15 protein-coding genes and 2 pseudogenes are annotated in these 19,709 nt (G+C 53.5%); 14 read left to right on the top strand and 3 right to left on the bottom strand.

What is annotated here, in order from left to right; translation table 11 throughout:
• Nucleotides 1–2 precede the first annotated feature (2 nt).
• From ACN0R1_RS10270 to ACN0R1_RS10245, 6 genes and pseudogenes are all read left to right on the top strand, one after another.
• Entirely contained in the window at nucleotides 3–7,685 is a 7,683-nt protein-coding gene (locus tag ACN0R1_RS10270) for a hemagglutinin repeat-containing protein (RefSeq protein WP_417582473.1), read from the top strand.
• Nucleotides 7,686–7,687: 2 nt separating this feature from the next.
• On the top strand, nucleotides 7,688–8,110 hold the full coding sequence (locus ACN0R1_RS10265; RefSeq protein ID WP_417582471.1) for a hypothetical protein: 423 nt from the start codon (nucleotides 7,688–7,690) through the stop codon (nucleotides 8,108–8,110).
• Between the two features lie 30 nt (nucleotides 8,111–8,140).
• The gene (locus tag ACN0R1_RS10260; RefSeq protein WP_417582469.1) at nucleotides 8,141–8,605 is read left to right on the top strand and encodes a hypothetical protein; all 465 of its coding nucleotides are present in this window, start codon (nucleotides 8,141–8,143) and stop codon (nucleotides 8,603–8,605) included.
• 154 nt (nucleotides 8,606–8,759) lie between these two features.
• Nucleotides 8,760–8,909, top strand: a pseudogene (locus ACN0R1_RS10255) (hemagglutinin repeat-containing protein); the annotation flags it as partial.
• A gap of 258 nt (nucleotides 8,910–9,167) precedes the next feature.
• Nucleotides 9,168–10,751 (top strand): hypothetical protein, encoded by a 1,584-nt coding sequence (locus ACN0R1_RS10250; protein WP_417582467.1) that lies wholly within the window; start codon nucleotides 9,168–9,170, stop codon nucleotides 10,749–10,751.
• A gap of 1 nt (nucleotide 10,752) precedes the next feature.
• Nucleotides 10,753–11,055, top strand: coding sequence for a hypothetical protein (locus tag ACN0R1_RS10245; RefSeq protein ID WP_417582465.1), 303 nt, complete (start codon nucleotides 10,753–10,755; stop codon nucleotides 11,053–11,055).
• A gap of 211 nt (nucleotides 11,056–11,266) precedes the next feature.
• Here the strand turns inward: ACN0R1_RS10245 and ACN0R1_RS10240 are convergent, their stop codons facing one another.
• The 3 genes from ACN0R1_RS10240 to ACN0R1_RS10230 form a co-directional block, all read right to left on the bottom strand.
• Complete coding sequence (locus tag ACN0R1_RS10240) at nucleotides 11,267–11,791, bottom strand: integrase core domain-containing protein (protein ID WP_417582556.1); 525 nt, start codon at nucleotides 11,789–11,791, stop codon at nucleotides 11,267–11,269.
• 440 nt (nucleotides 11,792–12,231) lie between these two features.
• Nucleotides 12,232–12,369, bottom strand: a complete 138-nt coding sequence (locus ACN0R1_RS10235) for a hypothetical protein (RefSeq protein ID WP_417582463.1) — start codon at nucleotides 12,367–12,369, stop codon at nucleotides 12,232–12,234.
• A gap of 33 nt (nucleotides 12,370–12,402) precedes the next feature.
• Nucleotides 12,403–12,684: a hypothetical protein gene (locus tag ACN0R1_RS10230; RefSeq protein ID WP_417582461.1), complete on the bottom strand. Its 282-nt coding sequence runs from the start codon at nucleotides 12,682–12,684 to the stop codon at nucleotides 12,403–12,405.
• Between ACN0R1_RS10230 and ACN0R1_RS10225 the strand changes: the two genes are divergently transcribed.
• From ACN0R1_RS10225 to ACN0R1_RS10190, 8 genes and pseudogenes are all read left to right on the top strand, one after another.
• On the top strand, nucleotides 12,667–13,890 hold the full coding sequence (locus ACN0R1_RS10225; RefSeq protein ID WP_417582459.1) for an EndoU domain-containing protein: 1,224 nt from the start codon (nucleotides 12,667–12,669) through the stop codon (nucleotides 13,888–13,890). The genes ACN0R1_RS10230 and ACN0R1_RS10225 overlap by 18 nt on opposite strands.
• Nucleotides 13,890–14,201, top strand: coding sequence for a hypothetical protein (locus tag ACN0R1_RS10220; protein ID WP_417582457.1), 312 nt, complete (start codon nucleotides 13,890–13,892; stop codon nucleotides 14,199–14,201). Before ACN0R1_RS10225 ends, ACN0R1_RS10220 begins: the two co-directional genes overlap by 1 nt.
• A 3-nt stretch (nucleotides 14,202–14,204) precedes the next feature.
• Nucleotides 14,205–14,780 carry a hypothetical protein gene (locus ACN0R1_RS10215; protein ID WP_417582455.1) on the top strand — a complete coding sequence of 192 codons (576 nt, stop codon included), beginning with the start codon at nucleotides 14,205–14,207 and terminating at the stop codon, nucleotides 14,778–14,780.
• A complete protein-coding gene (locus ACN0R1_RS10210) occupies nucleotides 14,777–15,178 on the top strand; it encodes a hypothetical protein (RefSeq protein WP_417582453.1) in 402 nt (133 codons plus the stop codon). Before ACN0R1_RS10215 ends, ACN0R1_RS10210 begins: the two co-directional genes overlap by 4 nt.
• Nucleotides 15,179–15,232: 54 nt before the next feature.
• A complete protein-coding gene (locus tag ACN0R1_RS10205) occupies nucleotides 15,233–16,303 on the top strand; it encodes a class I SAM-dependent methyltransferase (RefSeq protein WP_417582451.1) in 1,071 nt (356 codons plus the stop codon).
• 82 nt (nucleotides 16,304–16,385) lie between these two features.
• Nucleotides 16,386–16,655, top strand: a pseudogene (locus ACN0R1_RS10200) (IS5/IS1182 family transposase); the annotation flags it as partial.
• A 14-nt stretch (nucleotides 16,656–16,669) separates the two neighbouring features.
• Nucleotides 16,670–18,700, top strand: coding sequence for a WcbI family polysaccharide biosynthesis putative acetyltransferase (locus ACN0R1_RS10195; RefSeq protein ID WP_417582449.1), 2,031 nt, complete (start codon nucleotides 16,670–16,672; stop codon nucleotides 18,698–18,700).
• Complete coding sequence (locus ACN0R1_RS10190) at nucleotides 18,697–19,635, top strand: glycosyltransferase family 2 protein (protein WP_417582447.1); 939 nt, start codon at nucleotides 18,697–18,699, stop codon at nucleotides 19,633–19,635. Before ACN0R1_RS10195 ends, ACN0R1_RS10190 begins: the two co-directional genes overlap by 4 nt.
• Nucleotides 19,636–19,709 lie beyond the last annotated feature (74 nt).

Below are 19,709 nucleotides of genomic sequence, written 5' to 3'. Positions count from 1 at the left end.
CCATGAACCAAATCCGTTACCGACTTGTGCTTAACGTTACACGCGGGTGCATCACTGCACTGGGTTTGGGTGCGTTGGCGGGTTCCTTGGCTCAAGCTCAAATCATTGCCGATCCTGCAGCTCCTGGCAACCAGCGCCCCAATATACTGGAAACTGCCAATGGTGTGCCGTTGGTCAATATTCAAACCCCTAGTGCCGCCGGGGTAAGCCGTAACACCTACAAGCAATTCGACATCAACGCTGAGGGCGTTGTGCTTAACAACAGCCGCACCAATGCACAAACCCAACTGGGTGGTTGGGTACAGGGCAACCCCTGGCTGGCCACAGGTGAAGCGCGTGTCATCCTCAACGAAGTCAACAGTAACAATCCTAGCCAACTGAAAGGGTTTATTGAAGTAGGTGGTCAGCGGGCTGAAATCATCATCGCCAACCCTGCCGGTATTCAGGTCGACGGAGCTGGGTTCATCAATGCCAACCGTGCCACCCTGACCACCGGTACTGCCATCATGAATAGCGGTAACTTGGATGGCTTCAGGGTACAGCGCGGCACTATTCGTATTGATGGGGCTGGGCTGAACGCCTCCCTGACCGATTACACCGGCATACTGGCACGAGCCATTGAAGTGAATGCCAGCATCCATGCGCAACAGTTGGATTTGGTTACCGGCGACAACACCCTTCACCGAGGCACCGGCAACATCCAGGTTGATCCCAGTGAAAAAAGTGACAGCAGCGCAGTCCCTGTCTTTGCATTGGACGTAAGTGAGCTGGGAGGCATGTATGCAGGGCATATTCGCTTGGTTGGCACTGAAGCAGGGGTAGGAGTGCGCCACCACGGCACACTGGCGGCGAGTGTGGGTGATATTCATGTTGACGCTAATGGTTGGCTTAGCTCGGCTGGCAGCATGACTGCCCAGCAGGGTAGTGTGAACATCCACACAGCAGAAGCCCAGCACCACAGTGGTAGCCTGGTGGCTGCAGGTAATCTCACACTTAGTGCGGGTGCGCCTGAACAGGCCGCAAGCCTGAGCAATAGCGGCACCTTGCGGGCCGGCTTAGAGGCCAATCTTCAAGCCAGTGATCTTAGCAACACGGGACAGATTGATGCCCAGCGTCTAGATGTTACCGTGACCAACCTGAACAATGAGGGTGATATCTGGCAAAGTGGAACCCAATCCTTAGAGGTACAAACTGCCGCACTCATTAACGAAGCTGGTGGTGCTATTGGTGCGGTGGAATTCACTAGTCCTGAACCCGCTCCAAGTCCAGATCCAAATCCAGCGCCAGAACCTGCTCCGGCACCTGAACCTGAACCTGAACCTTCGCCGGGTTCGACACCGGCTCCAACCCCGGCCCCTGTTCCTTTGGCCAGCGGTCTCATTAGCGTGAGCGGTACGCTTAGCAACAGTGCCGTGGCCACCTTAGCCGCAGCTGGCGACTTGAACCTGAATACCACGCAAACACTGAACAATGCAGGTTACATCCGTACCCAAACTCTGCAAGCTAGTGGGCAGGGTTTCGAGAACACCCACGGCACCTTGTACGCCCCGCAACTGCATGTGCAGGTTGACAGCTTGACCATCAGTGGCGGCACGGTGATGGCAAGCATCGCTAATCTTAGCAGTATTGAGCATACCTTAGCGCAGGGTGCACAGCTTTACACCCAGGCGCTCAGCCTCAATGCCCAGAACCTGAACAATGCTGGTGAAATCCAGTCAGCCGCTACCGCGCAGATAGACGTGTCTAACCTCTTCAAGAATACTGGCCGTGTAGCCGTTGTAGATGATATCGCCCTCCACGTTGGTACATTAAACAATACCGACGGTCAGGTGTTAGCTGGAAAGGATCTATCCATTACGGCTCAATGGGCAATTAACAACAGCCATGGCACCCTAAATGCGCAAGGTGCGCTCACCCTGCAAGACAGCGTTATCCTTCCCAGTCAACGTAACCTGGTCATTATCAATACCAGCGGCCACCTTGTAGCCAACAGCAGCACCCAGGCGGCCAACAGTGCTGTGAATATCACCGCCAAAACCTTGAGTCTGGATGGCACCCTGCAAAGCGGCGGCGATATGGCGCTGGATCTGGTCGGCGACTTAAACACTGTTGATGGTCAACATGCGCGCGCTGGGCGTGATTTGACGGTACAGCTTCATGAAGGGCTGTTCAACAACGCGGGGCAGTGGCAAGCTGGGCAAGATCTCAGCCTGCATGCTAGCCACATTAACAACCAAGCTGGTGGTGAGCTGCTGAGTCTGGGCAGGACAACACTCGATACCACCCAAAATAGCACCGGTACGGTGACTAACCGGGCGCTGGTAGATGGTGCCGATACTCGCATCAACAGCTACAGCGTTAATAACCTGGGCACAGGGCGTATCTATGGTGATCGCATCGCCATCGCTGCCCACACGCTGAGCAACAGCGAAGAAGTCCTTGCTGGCGAAACGACAGCTGCCACTATTGCCGCTCGTGAGCGTCTTGATATTGGCGCCCAACACATCATCAACCGTGAAGGTTCGCTGCTCTTTAGCGCTGGGGAGCTGGCCATAGGCGGTGCACTGGATGCTAACCACCGTGCCATCGTGGACGGCAGTGTCAACGCAATCACACTTAACAATAACAGTGCCACGATTGAAAGTCTGGGTAATATGGCGTTGGCCGCCGACACGCTGCGCAATACCAATGAGCACTTTGAGATCACGCTGGACGTCATTGATGGTCCGCGCAATATCACCCTGATTCAGCCCCGTGGCAGCAGTGCAAGAATTCCCACCAACAACCTGCGTATTTATCGTTGGAGTCGTGCCTGGGGCTACCGCTACCTGACCGACCCTGATCCAGAACCCATCGCTGCACCTGTATTAGGCCAGACTCCTATTCCTGGTGTGGGTGATGTGAGCTGTACCGACATCGATGACGATAACACCTGTACACGCGTGCCAGGAGCGGACTATCCCCATACCGATCCAGCCTGGGCCTATTTTGGCCTTACACCCCCAACACCTGAACCAGTAGCGCCCACCTTGCCCGCTCCGACGGCTCCACCAGCACCCGATGTTTCTGGTGCTGACAGTTGCGAGGCGGGAGCAGGTTTTGACCCAACCGCTTGCGATGCCCATCAACAAGCACTGGCCGCCTATGACCTAGCCTGGGAGGCGTACCAAACAGAGCAGGCCGCTTACACCGATGCCTGGGCAGAGTACGATGCCAATAATGAGGCTTGGGAAGATGCTAACGAAGCGCTGTACGACACGCTGGATGATAAAATTATCGCCTACAACCAGCAGTTTGCAGGGCGGGATATTACGCACTGGACACAATACAACATCACCCGCACTGAACACGAAAGTCAGGTCAGCTCGAGCCTGCCTGGGCAAATCAATGCAGGAGGACACCTCAGCCTACGTGGACAAGACCTGCTGAATGACAAAAGTACTATCCTAGTGGGTCAGACCCTGCAGGGCGATGTTGATAATCTGGAGAATCGCCAGGCTCTGGGCCAGAATGTGGTTAACGTGACGGGTACCACCCAGTCAAGCTGGACCTATCGTAAGCGCGGAGGAAAGTTAAAAACCGGTAGTAAACATACCTACCGTGAATTTTCGGGTCATAGCCCCTACAACCCAGCCGATGTGGTCACCACTATTACCCTTAACGTGAGTGAGGTGCAGCAAAACACCACCTCTGCAGGTAGTGGCACTACTCTTGCCGACAAGGCAGCAACAGGCGGCCTTAGCAGTACTGGTACCGGAAACTCACATGCCACGGCTTCGATCCTGGCTGCCCAGGTTGGTAGCGCCGCAGGTGCCCCAGCTCTGGTATTGCCCAACAGCAGCCTCTTCAAGGTAGTCCCAGGTAGCAACGCCAGGTATCTGGTTGAAACAGATCCCCACTTTGCCAACTACCGCCAGTGGCTTAGCAGTGATTACTTGCTACAAGCCCTGTCCCTGGATCCCGAACATACCCAGAAACACCTGGGGGATGGCTTTTATGAGCAAAAACTTATCCGTGAACAAGTAGCGGCGCTTACCGGTTACCGCTTTTTGGGCGATTACAGCAGTGATGAGCAGCAATACCAAGCGCTCATGACCGCCGGTGCCACTTTCGCCCAAAGCCACCAGCTACGCCTTGGCATTGCTCTATCAGCGGCGCAAATGGCTCAACTCACCAGCGACATCGTCTGGCTGGTGACGCAAACTGTACAGTTGCCCGATGGCTCCACTACTACCGCACTGGTGCCCAAAGTCTATCTATCCCCCCGTCAAGGCGACCTGGCGGCCAGTGGTCAGCTGTTTAGTAACAACGTTAACACGGGTAGCCTGATCAGTGCCCGCGAGATTGAGTTGGCTCTATCGGGTGACTTGAACAACAGCGGCATGATAGCCGGGCGCAAACTGGTCGACATCAGTGCGCAAAACATCGCCAACAGTGGCCTTATTCAAGGTGACATCACGCTCCTTAGCGCTGAGCAAGATATTACCCTTGAGGGCGGTAGCCTGGTTGCCCAGCGTGGCATGCTAATCGATGCCGGGCGCGACCTCCGGGTTGAAACCACTACCCACAGTGCCAGCAACCAGGCTGGGGGCAACACCTTCAGCCACAGTGGTATCGATCGCATTGCCGGTTTGTATGTCAGCGGCCCCGACGGTGTGTTGCAGGCCAGTGCCGGGGGTGATGTGACCCTATTGGCTGCCCAGATCCACAATGCCGGTACCGGCAGCACCCAGATCCAGGCTGACGGAGACATTAACCTGGGTACAGTACAAACAGGTGAAAGCCATAACATCACCTGGAACCAACACAACTACCACCACCAAAGCCATAGTCAGGAAGAGGGCAGTCGCATCAGCGGGGGCGGTGACGTCAGTATTCTGGCTGGGCAACATGTGTCCCTGCGCGCCGCACAGGTGGACGCCCAAGACCGCCTCCTGGTTAATGCCAGCCTGGGTGATATCAGCATTGAGGCTGGACAGCGCCGCGAAAGCCTGGCCGAAAGCCAGCGTAGCGTCAGCCGAAGCACCTTCAGCAAAAAGACGACCATTACGCGTAGCAGTAGCCAAAGCACTCAGTCGCAAGCCAGCGAACTGGGTGGGCAGATGGTGGACATCCGCAGTGGACAAGACCTGCGCATTAGCGGTTCTAATGTACTCAGCGATACCGACCTGAGTCTGAACGCCAACAACAACCTGACCATCGAAGCCGCGCACAACAGTGACAGCCACAGCCAGTTCACCCAGACCAAAAAGTCCGGCCTGTTCAGTAGCAGCGGCGGGATCGGCATCACCCTGGGCAGTCAGCTGCAAAGCCATGATGCCCAACAGACGATCACCACCGCGGCGGCCAGCACGGTGGGCAGCGTAGGCGGTAACGTCAGCCTTACCGCCGGTAACGCCTATACTCAGACAGGGTCGGATCTGCTGGCCCCTGCCGGGGATATCGACATCCGTGCCCAAACCATCACCCTCCAGGAAGCCCGTGAAACCGGCCAGCAACGCAGCGAACACAGGTTCAAGCAATCGGGCCTCACACTCGCCATTACCAGCCCAGTGATCGAGGCGGTAGAGACGATCCAGACCCAAGCCAAGGCCGCGAGCAATACTGATTCCAGTCGTATGCAGGCTCTGGCCGCCGCCAATATCGCTATGAACGCCAACCAGGCGGTTAACGCCGTGCAAGCCGGCCAGAACACAACCGATGGCAACCTGGCTAATCAGGCCGGCGGCATCGGTATTAGCCTGAGCCTGGGCAGCTCCAGCAGCAAAAACCTGGAGCAAAGTCACGCCAACAATGCCCGCGGCAGCAGCCTCAGTGCGGCTGGGAATGTTAACCTCCAGGCCAGCGGTGCTGGTGAGGGCAGTGATATCACCGTCCAAGGCAGTCGCATTCACGCTGGGCAAACCGCATCCTTGCAAGCCGATGGCCAGATCAACCTGCTGGCGGCGCAAAACATCACCGAGCAGCAAAGCCACAACAGCAGTAACAGCGCCAGTGTCGGCATAGGGTTTTCACTCGGAGGGCAAAACAACGGATTCACGTTAAATCTGGGCGCCAGTCAGGGACGTGGTAACGCTGATGGTCTGGATATCCAACACAGCAACACCCACCTGAGTGCTGATACCCTCTTCCTCAGCGCTGGCAGCGATATTACCCTGCGTGGTGCCGTGGCCGAGGCCGAGCGCATCCAGCTAAGCGCTGGCGGCGACCTCATCATCGAAAGCCTGCAGGACAGCAGCTATTTCGATAGCAAGCAAAAAGACAGTAGCATCGGTGTGAGCTTCTGCATCCCGCCCTTCTGCTATGGAACATCCAGTGGATCACTCAGCGCATCAAACAGTCAGGCCCATGGCAGCTTTGCTTCCGTCATTGAGCAAAGCGGCATTCGTGCCGGAGACAGAGGTTATCAGATCAATGTTGACGGAATCACGCACCTCATTGGCGGTGCCATCACCAGTAATCAGGATGCTGTGGATGCAAATTTGAACACCCTAGAGACCGCGGTTTTGGTTGCCGAGGATCTGACAAACTCGGCAGATGCCAGCGCTAGCTCCAGTGGGGTGAATATTGGTAGCAGTATGTTCACTCAGGGACGGTACGGGATGGTTAAAGGCATTGTTGGCAATAGCTTGAATTCGGCAAGTGCTGGTGGTACATCAAATGGGCAGACCCGCAGTGTTATTAGCGAAGGCGTCATTCAGATTACGGATGAAGCGCAACAGTTAGCCCTGACAGGGCAGTCATCACAGACGGTGCTTGAAGGTGTACATCGAGATGCATCCACGGCCCACCTTGCTGCTGTGATGCAGGATGTGAAATCGCTCCGAGATCAGGTAAATGCAGAGCGGTTCATCAAAGAGGAGAGTTTCAAGATCGCTTCTGCTCTAACAGATGAAGCGTATAGAACCATTTTTATAGCGGCAGCAGAAGTTTATCGCATAGTACTTGGTGAGGATGGCGAAGTGACTAGACAACGTCTTACTCCGGAAGAAAAGCGAAACCTGCAACCCGGTAGTAATGGCAATATAGCCGTCTTTTCAAATGGTATATTCAACGATGAGAATGCTGCCAGTGAGTATGCTGTTCAGATGAGTCAGATTGCACCGGGTGATGCGGTATATCTTGTCCACTTTCCACAGGCAAATAATGCTATCTCAGAACTGTTGGTGGCTGGTTATCAGAAGTTTATGGAGAGTGAGTTGTTTGGCCTGTCAAATGCTACCAAAGAGCTCCAGAGCCTTGCGGAAAATTATGGGAATACGGGCCTGGATCTGTTTGGACACAGCCGAGGCTCTATGACCGTGGGAAATGTACTTGAAGTCTTGAGTCAACGTGAGGGCAGTGAGGGGATGTTGTCCAATACGAATGTCAGTTTCTTCGGGCCGGCATACAATGCAGATAAGGCCGCGTCGTTGTTGTATTTTCTTTCAGCAGGCGAATCCAGCTCGGTGACACTGCAGAATCATGCTGATGATTTTGTGGGTGTGTTGTTGGGTGGTAATGCCGCCACCTATGATACACGCGAGACAGGTCGCACCCGGCTGGGTGAATGGTTGAATATGTTCAATGAATCACCAACGGTACATTCTTGTTATGGTGGGGAGATTGAGCGCTGTCAATATGGAGGATATGGGGTTGCAACCCCTCTCTTAATATTCCCGAACAGTAAGGATCAAGGGGAGTGAGCATGAAGCACATGATTTTAATTACTATGTTTATTATTCTGATTCTGTCTGGTTGTACAAAACCGCGTTTGTATCCAGCATTTATGGATTATTCAAAGCCTGGTGTAGATCTGCTTGGGGTAAAAAAAGCGATGCTGGAATGTGGGGCTGTATCTGTAAGGCCGACTCAGCATTCATATGAGGCAGTTGGTCTGTATGAGATTGATGAGAGATCAAATCATCATTTTTTGGTGGTATTATGTATGGAAAGAGAAGGTTTTGAATATCGTCACGGTACTGTAGAACAAGCATGCTTAAGAGGCAGTCGCATGCATTTTTCAGCCTGCCAACCCAATCCCCCAATTCCAGAGCGCAGTATTGAAACTCGGCTGAATAGTCATCATTGCAAGGTCTTATCAGTCACGCCTGCCCACTGCCTGCCCTGATTAAAACATTATGCCAACAAGGAAAGTACCGTGAAACTACCTATCTACTCATCTCTTCTGATTATATCCCTGCTGCTCTCTGGTTGTGTGGCTACAACACCTCAGCCAACAGCCGCATCACCTATGAATGCTGAAACCAGTCGTCAGGTGGTTACGATCGATCAATTCGCACGTGATCCAGAGAGGCTATATCTACATGTGCCAAGTGCCAGTAATGCTATTTCCAATCGAATGGTATTGGTGTCACTGCGTTCAGGCACACGTTCGCAGGCGGTGAATACACTGGTCAATTACCTGAATAGACAGCCTGCCAGCTCAATCGGCGTGGTAGGGGACCATGAGGAGATCAATCTGGCAACGATTGATGTGGCCTTACAGCAGTTGAACCCGGATACGGAGCGTGGGAAGTTATATGTGGTCAGCAAGGCTATCCATGGTGATCTGGTTGATCAGGCGAGTGCGGTGGGTGTTGAGTTGATATTGATACAGCCATAGTGGTAATGATGCAGAGCAAGAAGGATCAAGGGTGCAAATTATGCGCGTTGCACTAGTGGACGCCCACGGGGATCAAGGGGGGATCAAGGGGTCAGTTCTTTTTAACTAGATCCTAGGCTGCTCCAGTAGCAACAGCTAGGCGCAAAGCCCTGCGATCCCTTCTACAGGCAAAGGTGCCGGTAACCGCACCCACTTCACCAACACCGATATCAGCGCCAATCAAGTTCACCTCGACTCTGGCGGTGACACCACCCTCCAGGGCGCAGTGGTCAGCGCCGACCAGGTCACGGCTAAAGTGGGTGGTAACCTCTCTATTGAAAGCCTGCAAGACCAAAGCCGCCACAAAGAAAACAACCAAAGCGCCGGTGGCTCTATCACAGTGGGCCTCACCAACACCGGCTTTGTTGGCGGTAGCCTCAGCCTGGGTCAAAGCAAAATCAACGCCGACTACACCAGTGTTGGACAACAAAGCGCGATCCGTGCCGGAGACGGCGGCTTTGATATCACCGTAGAAGGCGGCACCCGCCTGATCGGTGGCCAAATCACCAGCAGTCAAGCCGCCGTGGACAACAACCTGAACCACTACCAGGCCACTGCCGGTACTGAAACACAAGACCTGCTCAACAGCGCCAGTTACGATGCCAGCAGTGCCAGTATTAGCATCGGCTCTTCCGGCGGTGGCGCGGGAGTTGGCAACGACAGTGGCTCAGCCAGTTCCACCAGCACAGCGGGTATCAGCGGTATCGCTGGCAATGAAACCGCTCGCACCGGTGATGTAGAAACCGGCCTGAATCCGATTTTTGATCAGGACAGGGTGCGTCAGGAGATCGACGCGCAGGTGGCGATTACCGCCGAGTTCGGCCAGCAGGCGAGTAAGCTGGTGGGTGATATCGCACATGCCAAACTTGAAGAGGCACTGGATAAACGGCTACAAGCCAGACAGGCCGACGCGGCTGGTGATACAGAACGCGCCGCCCAACTCAACGCCCAGGCCGATCAGCTACAAAATGACTGGGGTGATAACGGCCTCAAACGCCTGGCCGCCCATACTGTTATAGGCGCCTTAACCGGTGGTAGCAGTGGTGCTACGGGCGCCGCCCTCGGCACCCTCAGCGCTCCCTTAGTAGCCGATGCTCTCAAAGAAGCCGGTGTAGATGAAACCCTGGCCAAAGGCCTCACTGCACTGGCCAGCAGTGCTGCCGGAGCGGCGGCAGGTAGCACAGCAGGCGCGGCGGCAGGCTTTAATGAGGTGGTGAATAACTACCTGAGTCATCAGGAACTGCTGAGTGCCAAACGAGAGCTGGAAGGCTGTGCGGGTAACACGGAGTGCATGGGTGATGTGGTACAGCGCTACTTGGCGCTGAGCGATGAAAACTTGGCAACCGCACAAGCCGATTGTGTCACCTCACTAGAAGCCTGCCAGCCGCATAACCTGCTGCATCGAGATGCGATGAACGCCCTGCATGATGACAGAGGCGGTGAGCTGTTTGATATATCGAACGAAGCGCGTCCCTTCCTGCAGGTTCTGATGTATGAAAACATCGGTGCTGAAGGTGCGATGGCGCAAGCGACATTGACGCGTTTTTGGGAAGAACAGGGCGTGTCATCCGAATGGGCGGCAGCCATGGCTGCCTTGCCCATCGGACTGAACAAGCAAGTGCTGAAAAATCGGGGGAGTGGTGGGGTTGTTCCAAGCAAGGTTCAAACTGAGCTTGTACGAATTGCCTCTGATGGTCATGCGCTCGCTCGACATGGCGGGGTCGTCACCGATCAACAGCTTTTGGTTCGAGCAGTGACTGGCGTGGCTCCTGACGGATCGTCGGTAGTCCGAAACGGCCAAATCGTAGTGCCACCCTCATCGACAGCGTTTAATTCGGACGCTATCCTAGCTCAGTCCGATATGCTGGTTCGGCAAAATTATCTGGATCGTGCGATAGCATTGAGCAAGCCGGGTACAACACGCGTAACGGTGGAAGGTATCGATACTGAGACAGTGATTGGCCGAGGTTATGACCGCGTTTCTCATGTCCCAGGCGTTCAGGGTCCTCTCCAATTTCACGGCGACCTTTCCAAAGTGACTGCTGTTTACCAGTACGATGCTACTGCTAATGTTTGGCGAACAATAACTATCTACCCGGTGAAGTAAGATGCCCGACTATTCTTTAATTGAGTCTGTCTTATCTGGAATCTATAGCGTATCTGTTGGCTATGACGAGGAAGATGCTATCGGTGAGCTTAGAAGAGATTTGGATGAAAATGTGTGGTTCAGAGATGGATTTAGAAAAGAGCTGAATGAAGCGTTTTCTGATAAAAGTATTTCATGGAGAAATCTTCTAGCTCAGCATGAGGTCTTGTTCGTCGATGATGAGGGGGTTGCTCGGGATTACGCGAAGAAAATTTTGTGGGACGTCGCTAATCCGTTGTCCCGTCCGCTGTCCGCAAGACGGTAGAGCATGTGAAAACCGACTCGGTTGATCAATTATTATTCAGTTTTCCGTTAGTAAAGAGCGATGAGCTAACAAACAGCTACTTTAAAACTGTCATGTTGAGCAACCAGAAGTCACTTTCTGTGGCATAGAGCTGCTTTTGAGTAGGGTAAGCCCCTGCCCTTCGCGGACAGTGCATTTTGGGAGCTGCTTTTTAAAGAGCGGAGACTGCTGCCTATGTCGGCGGCACGTAAAACCCACGCAAGGCCCCATGCCACAGTGACACATAGCGCCAGTTTTTTGTTTTGGGTGGCACTACACCCAGCCAGACTTCGGCGGGTGTTCGTCCTCCCAAATTCTGGTGCGGACGAATATGGTTATACCACCAGCCAAAGGTGACCAGTTGTTCATCCAGTTGCACGCCATCATCAATCAGGATCAGCCGGATATGCGTCTTGAAGGTACCAAAGAAGCGCTCGATCCGACCATTCTGCCAGGGGCAATGTTTCTCGGTGGTCTGGTGACGGATGCCCAGCAGCCACAGGCCGAGCCGGAACAGTCGACTGGTGAAGACCGTTTCATTATCGGTGCGGATAATCTGTGGCTTGCCAAATTGCTCGATCACCTCCCGCAGGCAGCGGAGCAACGTGATGGACGCCTTGTTGGGCAGACGCTTCAGGGTAACTGCCAGGCGGGAATGATGTTCGCAAATACCGAGGATAGTGTGTTGATGCTGGTGACTATCAGCCACCTGCGTCATGTCGATGCCCCAGTATTTTCCTTTCGGTGCCTCATAGGCGGAGCGGCTTTTGATCTTGCGTTGCAGTACGCGGATCTCGTACTGGTGTTTCTGGATAGTCTGCGCCACAAAACTCTTGCCAACGTATTCGCCCTGGTCGGCAAAGAGGCGATTGAAGGTCAGCGCCAGAGTCCGGCAACCGGCTTTGGGTAGATGAGCTTTCAGGTAGATCACAGTTCATCAGTGACCCGGGCAGGTTTGCGATGTGTCCGGATGGGGCGTTGCTTTCGGCCAGAGGCTGCTTTAATGGAGTGTTTTGTTTTAGCCTCTTCGGGCTGTTTGCACCACAGCAAGGCCTGCCATAGCAGGGTAAAAAAAGATAACGATAACGGCATCATGCCAATACAGTGATATCAATGTCACAGGCTCTTTAACAATTTTATGATAGATGGCGGGCTACCTTAGCCCGCTGTGTCGGCCAACAAAGCGCGATCCGTGCCGGAGACGGAGGCTTTGATATCACCGTAGAGGGTGGTACCCGCCTGATCGGTGGCCAGATCACCAGCAGTCAAGCGGCGCTGGACAACAACCTGAACCACTACTAGGCCAACGCAGGCACCGAGACCCAGGATCTACACAACAGCGCCCGCTACGATGCCAGCAGTGCCAGTATTAGCATCGGCTCTTCCGGCGGTGGTGCGGGAGTTGGCAACGACAGTGGCTCCGCCAGTTCCACCAGCACGGCCGGTATCAGTGGTATCGCGGGTAATGAAACCGTCCGCACCGGAGATGCGGAAACCGGCCTGAATCCGATTTTTGATCAGGACAGGGTGCGTCAGGAAATCGACGCGCAGGTAGCGATTACCGCCGAGTTCGGCCAGCAGGCGAGTAAGCTGGTGGGTGATATCGCACATGCCAAACTTGAAGAGGCGCTGGATAAACGGCTACAAGCCAGACAGGCCGAAGCGGCTGGTGATACAGAACGCGCCGCACAACTCAACGCTCAAGCGGATCAGCTACAAAATGACTGGGGTGATAACGGCCTCAAACGCCTGGCCGCCCACACTGTTATAGGCGCCTTAACTGGTGGTACCAGTGGTGCTACGGGCGCCGCCCTCGGCACTCTCTCCGCTCCCTTAGTAGCCGATGCTCTCAAAGAAGCCGGTGTAGATGAAACCCTGGCCAAAGGCCTCACTGCACTGGCCAGCAGTGCGGCTGGAGCCGCCGTAGGCGGAGTACAAGGCGGTGCCACAGCGTATAACGAGGTGCTGAACAACTACCTGACCACACAAGCCATTAATGCTGCACTAGAACGCTTAGCCGAAGAGGATTCAGAGCAGAACCACCAACTGCAAGCGCTTCTGTTAGACGTTCAGCAGATCAATGCCCCGGTTGATCACTGCCGCGTAGTACGCAGTGATTGTGGTCACATATTAGATCAGATCACAGCGGGTCTTGAGTTACTGCAAGACCCACATACCCGTGAGAAATTTGGCGGGTATTTAACGGATCAGTCTATAGCGCGTCAGTTAAACGACTTGCATGCCACTGTACAAATGATCGATTGGTCAGAAGACCCTGCCAATATCGCTCGAGCAGAAACCTTTGTGAATACGATAATCAGTTTCCTACCTTACCTGGGAACGGCGAACGATTTTCATCAAGCGGAGACTGCGCTAGACTACGTGATGGCGAGCCTTGGCCCGGTGGGTGATGCGGCTGGCCCGATGATCAAAGCAGCAAAAGGAAGGATTGCGAGCCAGCGGGCTATTGTGAGTGGTGGTGTGCCAAATGGGCCACTGACACCTATTGGTAACTCCGTTGATCTAACAAATGGTCGTAGCGGACATATATTGGCCAATCATAAACCAGGTGCTGGAAAACTTGGAAAAACGGAGTTTCCGTCTAATTGGAGCGATGATAGGATTATTCATCAAGTATCTGATATCGCAAGTGACCCTTCACTCACTAGATTGGTTGATTCTAGAGGGACACCATATGTTTCAGGAACTCGCGATGGAGTAGATATCAGAGTTACATTCTTTCCGGACAATCATCCTCGTGCAGGTCAAATTTCCTCTGCGTATCCAACTAACGTTCCAGCAAATCCGAGGCCATAATGACTTGGGGTAATAAAGATCACGATTGGAAAAAGCTGATATCAGATATTCAGTCTGAAATTGATGCGAACAAAGATGTGATACCAAAAGAACGATTGAGTAATATTCAATATTACTTAGATCATGACGAGTATAGCATGGCGTTTGAATATTTGTATTTGGAGATAATGGAGAGAGAAGGGGCATGTTTTACTCTTGGTAAACAGAGTGTCAAAGAGATAGCACTCTTTTTTGATTTGAATGATGAAAATGAATGTATGGTCGATGCCCGTTTTTGGCCAAAATTGCAGGCTTTTCTTGAGAGAAACTAATAAATGTTGTTGTCCCGTTCGCTGTTGACGGTGGCCATGACCAGCTGTGCTGATACCCGTATCCTCGGTTCCAACCTGCTGGCCGATCAAAACCTTAGCCTCAACACAGGGAACAACCTGACCATCGAAGCCGCACACAACAGTGACAGCCACAGCCACTTCACCCAGACCAAAAAATCCGGCCAGCAAAGTAGCGAACACAAGTTCAAGCAATCGGGCCTCACACTCGCCATTACCAGCCCGGTGATCGAGGCGGTAGAGACGATCCAGACCCAAGTCAAGGCGGCAAGCAACACTGACTCCAGTCGTATGCAGGCTCTGGCCGCCGCCAATATCGCTATGAACGCCAATCAGGCGGTTAACGCCGTGCAAGCCGGCCAGAACAGAACCGATGGTAACCTGGCGGATCAGGCTGACACCCTCTTCCTCAGCGCTGGCAGCGATATGACTCTGCGAGGTGCCGTGGCCGTGGCCGAGGCTGAGCGCGTACAGCTAAACACGGTGGCGACCTCCTCATCGAAAGTCTGCAGGACAGCAGCTCCTTTGATAGCAAGCAAAAAGGCAGCAGCGTCGGTGTGAGCCTCTGCATCCCGTCCTTCTGCCATGATACTGATACGGCCCACAGCGCGGCGCAGAAACAAGACGCTGACCGTCTGCTGCGGCAGGTGGAGGCCGAGCGGGCAATTAAAGAGCAGACCTTTAAGATGGTAGCCACTTTCACCAACGAGGCTTATCGGTCGAGATTTCAACAGGAACCTCAGCCTCTCAAAGGTTTGTGCCCGGCGGGCGCCAACTGTATTGCCGATCCTAGCAGGATTATCTACAGTCATGCAGCCGAGGATGACATCAAGAATGTAGAACCCGGCAGTATTCAGGCTGTCAACGGCATTCTGCACGACCAACGCCATCGAGTCTCTGAACAGAATTATTTACATCCTCAACAGGACTGCTTCAGACCTTTCTTAAGGGCAACTTGAAACTCAATTTATAACTCTCTAATATATCTGACTATTTCCGACACGAGTATTTTTGTGGATATTTACCAAGCCGAAATGCAACTCAGTGCTGCCAAGCATCTACGCTGGATGCCCGACACCATTGATATCAGCGCTAAAGGGATCTATATCGACGGCTGGGTTCTCTCTGTCTGGGAAGACTCGGAACAAACCCGCTTCCTGCTGAATGGTAAAGACTTTGCAGAGGTCATTTGGCCGGTTGAGTCACCCGATATAAAAGCTCACTTCAATGTGCTTCCTAATACAAATGCTTCCCGGTTCCGCTGCTGGCAGCCTCTGGAACCAGGTGAAATGCCCTACGAAAACGGTTTTCTCCGTTTCAACGTCACGGGTCAATTTGGTGAGCATCGCAAGTCCTATCGCACAGCCTGGTTCATCAGCGATCCTGATCTGGAAGTTGCTGCCCCATCTGCGGCAAGGATAGAGCGTGTTATCGGTACTAACCACTTGGGCTCTTTCAAGCTCGGTGGGGCCACAACACTCAATCGTCTCGAACAACTGCTGTTTGACCGTTTTGACCGGCCATTAAGCACCTTCAAATCGGTACTTGACTGGGGTTGCGGTGCAGGCCGCCTGACCCGCTACTTGACGCGGCGAGCTGCAACGGTGACAGGGGTCGATATCGATGCTGACAATATCCGTGGCTGCGCCGAAACAATCACCTCAGCCCATTTTCAGCTGATTGATCTCTATCCGCCCATGCCATTCGCCAGCTCCAGCTTCGACTTGGTAATAGGCATCTCAGTGATGACCCACCTCAAAGAGTCAGTGCAGCATGCCTGGCTGGCAGAGCTCAATAGAATTGTTGAGTCCGGAGGTCTGGTATTGTTGTCAATTCAGGGCATGGCCCAGTCAGCGCTCTACCGGACCTCAAGTGAGCAACTGCAGGCCGTACAACGTCAAGGCATTTTATATACCGGCAATAACTCACAGCTTGACCAAGTCGTCGATGCAACCAACTATTATGTTGACGTGATGCATTCCCATGAGTATGTAATGGCCAGTTGGAGCGAACACTTCGAAGTGCTTGAGATTATTGAGGCTATTGCCAGCAATCAGGATCTTGTACTCATGCGCAAACGCTGAGCTGGATAAGCCCTAAGGACGCGCTGGAAAAGACTTCCTGATTTTGGCAAAATACCCGGACACTACTCCGCCGAGTTTTCCGATGAAGCAGATGACCTTCGCCAACGCCGAGTACGCCGGCAAGCGCAAGCAAACCCGCAAAGAGCTGTTCCTGATCGAGAGGGATCGGATGGTGCCGTGGAAGGTTTTGATTGCCTTGATTGCACCTTGCTATCCCAAGGGTGATGATGGCCGTCCGTCCTGCTCGCTGATGGCAATGCTACGTGTCTATCTGATGCAAAACTGGTTTGGCTACAGCGACATTATTGGCTACCTAGGCGACCGTGGCCTATCACTGCGTCAGGGTACTATCGGTAGCAGAGGCTTGTGATTACTTTCGGCAGCACGCAGCTTGATAGCAAATTAATCATTATCTACGGCAACTGCCAGACGGTACCGCTGGCGATGCAACTAGCCGCTGCCGATACAGTAGCGCCTGAAAATCGAGCCTACGTTTGCGTACTCAACCATGCGCTCCCTGGCAAGCTGATAGCGCTGCCTTCTGCAGAGCAACTATCCCGCTGCATTCTCTACCTTGAGCAATATGACAGTGCAGTGTCTGCTCTTCCCGTTAGGGATATGCTGAGACAAAAAATCCCTCGGAACTGCCCTCGCCTCGTCTTTCCGACCTTCATGATGTTTTGCTTCTGGCCCTTTGAATGCACAGATCCTCGCAACGCGCCTGAACCTAACTTCCCATGGGGGCGCTATCCGCACGGTGATTCACTTGCGCTTGAGCTGGTGTCCCGCGGACTTAAAGGTGAAGAAGCGATTAATACCTACATGGATATATCACTGCAGCGCATGCCGGACCTGCAACTTAGCCTGCAGCGAGACATTGCGAGAATAGCCCGGCACGACCAAGCGTCGGACGTCCACATTGGCGATTATGTGATAGCCAATTTCCGGCGCAAGCATCTCTTCCTGACAACGGGACACGTATGTAATGACGCATTGCATGAGCTGGGCAGGCGGCTTTATCAAAAAGTCTCACCGATTCTAGGCAGCATACTGGAGGAAGGACTGGACAGGATCGAGAAAGCGATAGCGACCTACACCGGCATGAGCAGTTTCCAGATGCCTATCCACCCTTATATTGCGCGAGAGCTGGGGCTTGAGTTTTATGACGAACAGCTGCAATTCAACTGGTTCGGTAATGCGTGGAGCTTTCAACAATTCATTGGCCGCTATATCGCTTATGACCGTGACTGGTATATCCAAATCCCCCAATCCAAACCAGTACCTGCACAGCCCGTGGATATTTATCAGGCGTCTGCACAGCTGAGCGCAGCCAGAAGCCTGCGCTGGATGCCCGGGCGTATCACTATCGATAATCGAGAAATCACGATCGATGGCTGGGCGCTAACTACTTGGGACCAGTCATCGGATACAGGTTTTCTGCTCAATGGAGAGCAGTTCGATCATGTTGAGTGGCCTATAGCTTCACCAGATATGCTGGCCCCCTTCGGCGCCATCCCACATGCGGATCAGGCACGCTTTCGTTGCAGGAAAGTGTTAGAGGTCGGCACTAGCCCATACCTGGAGGGGTTCGCTCGCTTTAATATTGTAGGGCAATACGGCGAACATCAAAGTACCTATCGCACTGCTTGGTTCGTCTGCGACCCTAGGCTCGAGCAAGTACCCGCAGGCACTGTGACTGAAATCCCCCCTGCCCACCTTGGTGGTGCCACCATCACCAAACGCATCCAGTATTTGTTGGAAGACCGCTTCGAGCGCTCATTGAACTCATTCGAATCTGTACTCGATCTACATTGCGGTTACCTTACTCACTATCTAGCAATGCTCTGCCCAAAGGTGACTGGGGTGAGCAGCATGGCGGAGCATATCCTCCAGTGCGAGCGGGCGACCCCAACTGCACATTTCCATCTGATAGACCGCATGCCGCCAACGCCCTTCGCGACGGCTAGCTTCGATCTCGTGATAGGTATCGCGCTACTGTCGCAGTTCGATATAGAACAGCAACACAGCTGGCTGACAGAGCTTCAGCGCATCGTGAGCCCTCAAGGCCTGGTACTATTATCGCTCCCTGGCATGGCACAGGCGGTACTGCATGGAGCGCCCCACGAAACCTTGTGGAAAATGCACCAGCAAGGCATTTATTGTACCGAGACACAGGCGCCCGAATTCCTGCGTTCCCACGATTATGTATGGGCCACATGGGGTAAGTATTTCGAGGTGCTGGAAATCATCGAGTCGATGGCGGGGCATCAGGACCTTGTAGTGATGCGTAACAATCTTTCGCTCACGCATGGCCAGTCGATGGATGTCCTCCAACAGGCGCAACCTGACAACCAAACCGTACAAGCCGACGACTCCCAACTGCTGAAGACAACATGACGCTCCCAAATACCGACCTTCAAGTAGCCATTCTGCTGTGCACATTCAACGGCCAGAGCTATTTACAAGAACAGTTGAACTCTTTCACCAGGCAAAGTTATGGTCATTGGCAGCTCTGGGTATCCGACGATGGATCCAAAGACAAAACCCCGAACATTCTGCGTCGCTACCAACGAAGCGCAGGGTGCGCCAAGGTGAAAATTCAAGCCGGCCCGCAGCAGGGTTACGTAGCCAATTTCATGTCAATGACCTGCCAGGATGATATCGAGGCGGACATCTATGCCTATGCTGATCAAGACGATGTATGGGAGCCCGATAAACTACAGCGTGCCATTAATTGGCTGGATCAGGTAGAGCGCGACATCCCGGCCCTCTATTGCAGCCGCACCCGAGTGGTCGATTCTTCAGGAGCTCATCTTGGCTTTTCCCCTCTGTTCCGCAAGCCGCCGAGCTTCGCCAATGCGCTCGTGCAGAATATCGGCGGAGGCAACACGATGGTTTTCAATCGTGCTGCCCGCGACCTGTTGCGCCAGGTAAGCCGCGACAGCAATATCGTCTCGCAAGACTGGTGGGCTTATATGGTCGTCAGCGGTTGTGGCGGCCAGGTCTTTTACGACCCGTACCCATCTGTACGCTATCGCCAGCATGGCGCAAACCTGGTTGGCGCAAACTCCAGCTGGGTCGCACGCGCAGTGCGTATGCGCATGCTCTGGCAAGGTCGCTACAAGGGCTGGACCGACCTAAACCTCGCAGCTCTGGAGCGCTGTAGAAATAGCTTATCCGAAGATAGCCGGGATACGCTGGATCGATTTATCGGGGCCCGCAAGGCAACAGGCTGGCAGCGTCTGAGAAAATTTTTTGATTCGGGTGTTTATCGACAGACAGCACTGGGAAGCATCAGCCTGCTACTCGCGGCGATGTGCGGGAAAGTTTGAACATTAACTTGCCTAACTGTTTTCTTGAATGGCTATTCCTGCCATACTCGGCCATCTTACGTTTTAGATATCAG

Origin of the sequence: Nitrincola sp. (assembly GCF_048264025.1) — a bacterium.
Classification (GTDB): Bacteria; Pseudomonadota; Gammaproteobacteria; order Pseudomonadales; family Balneatricaceae; genus Nitrincola.
This window is presented reverse-complemented; position numbering and strand designations above follow the sequence as displayed.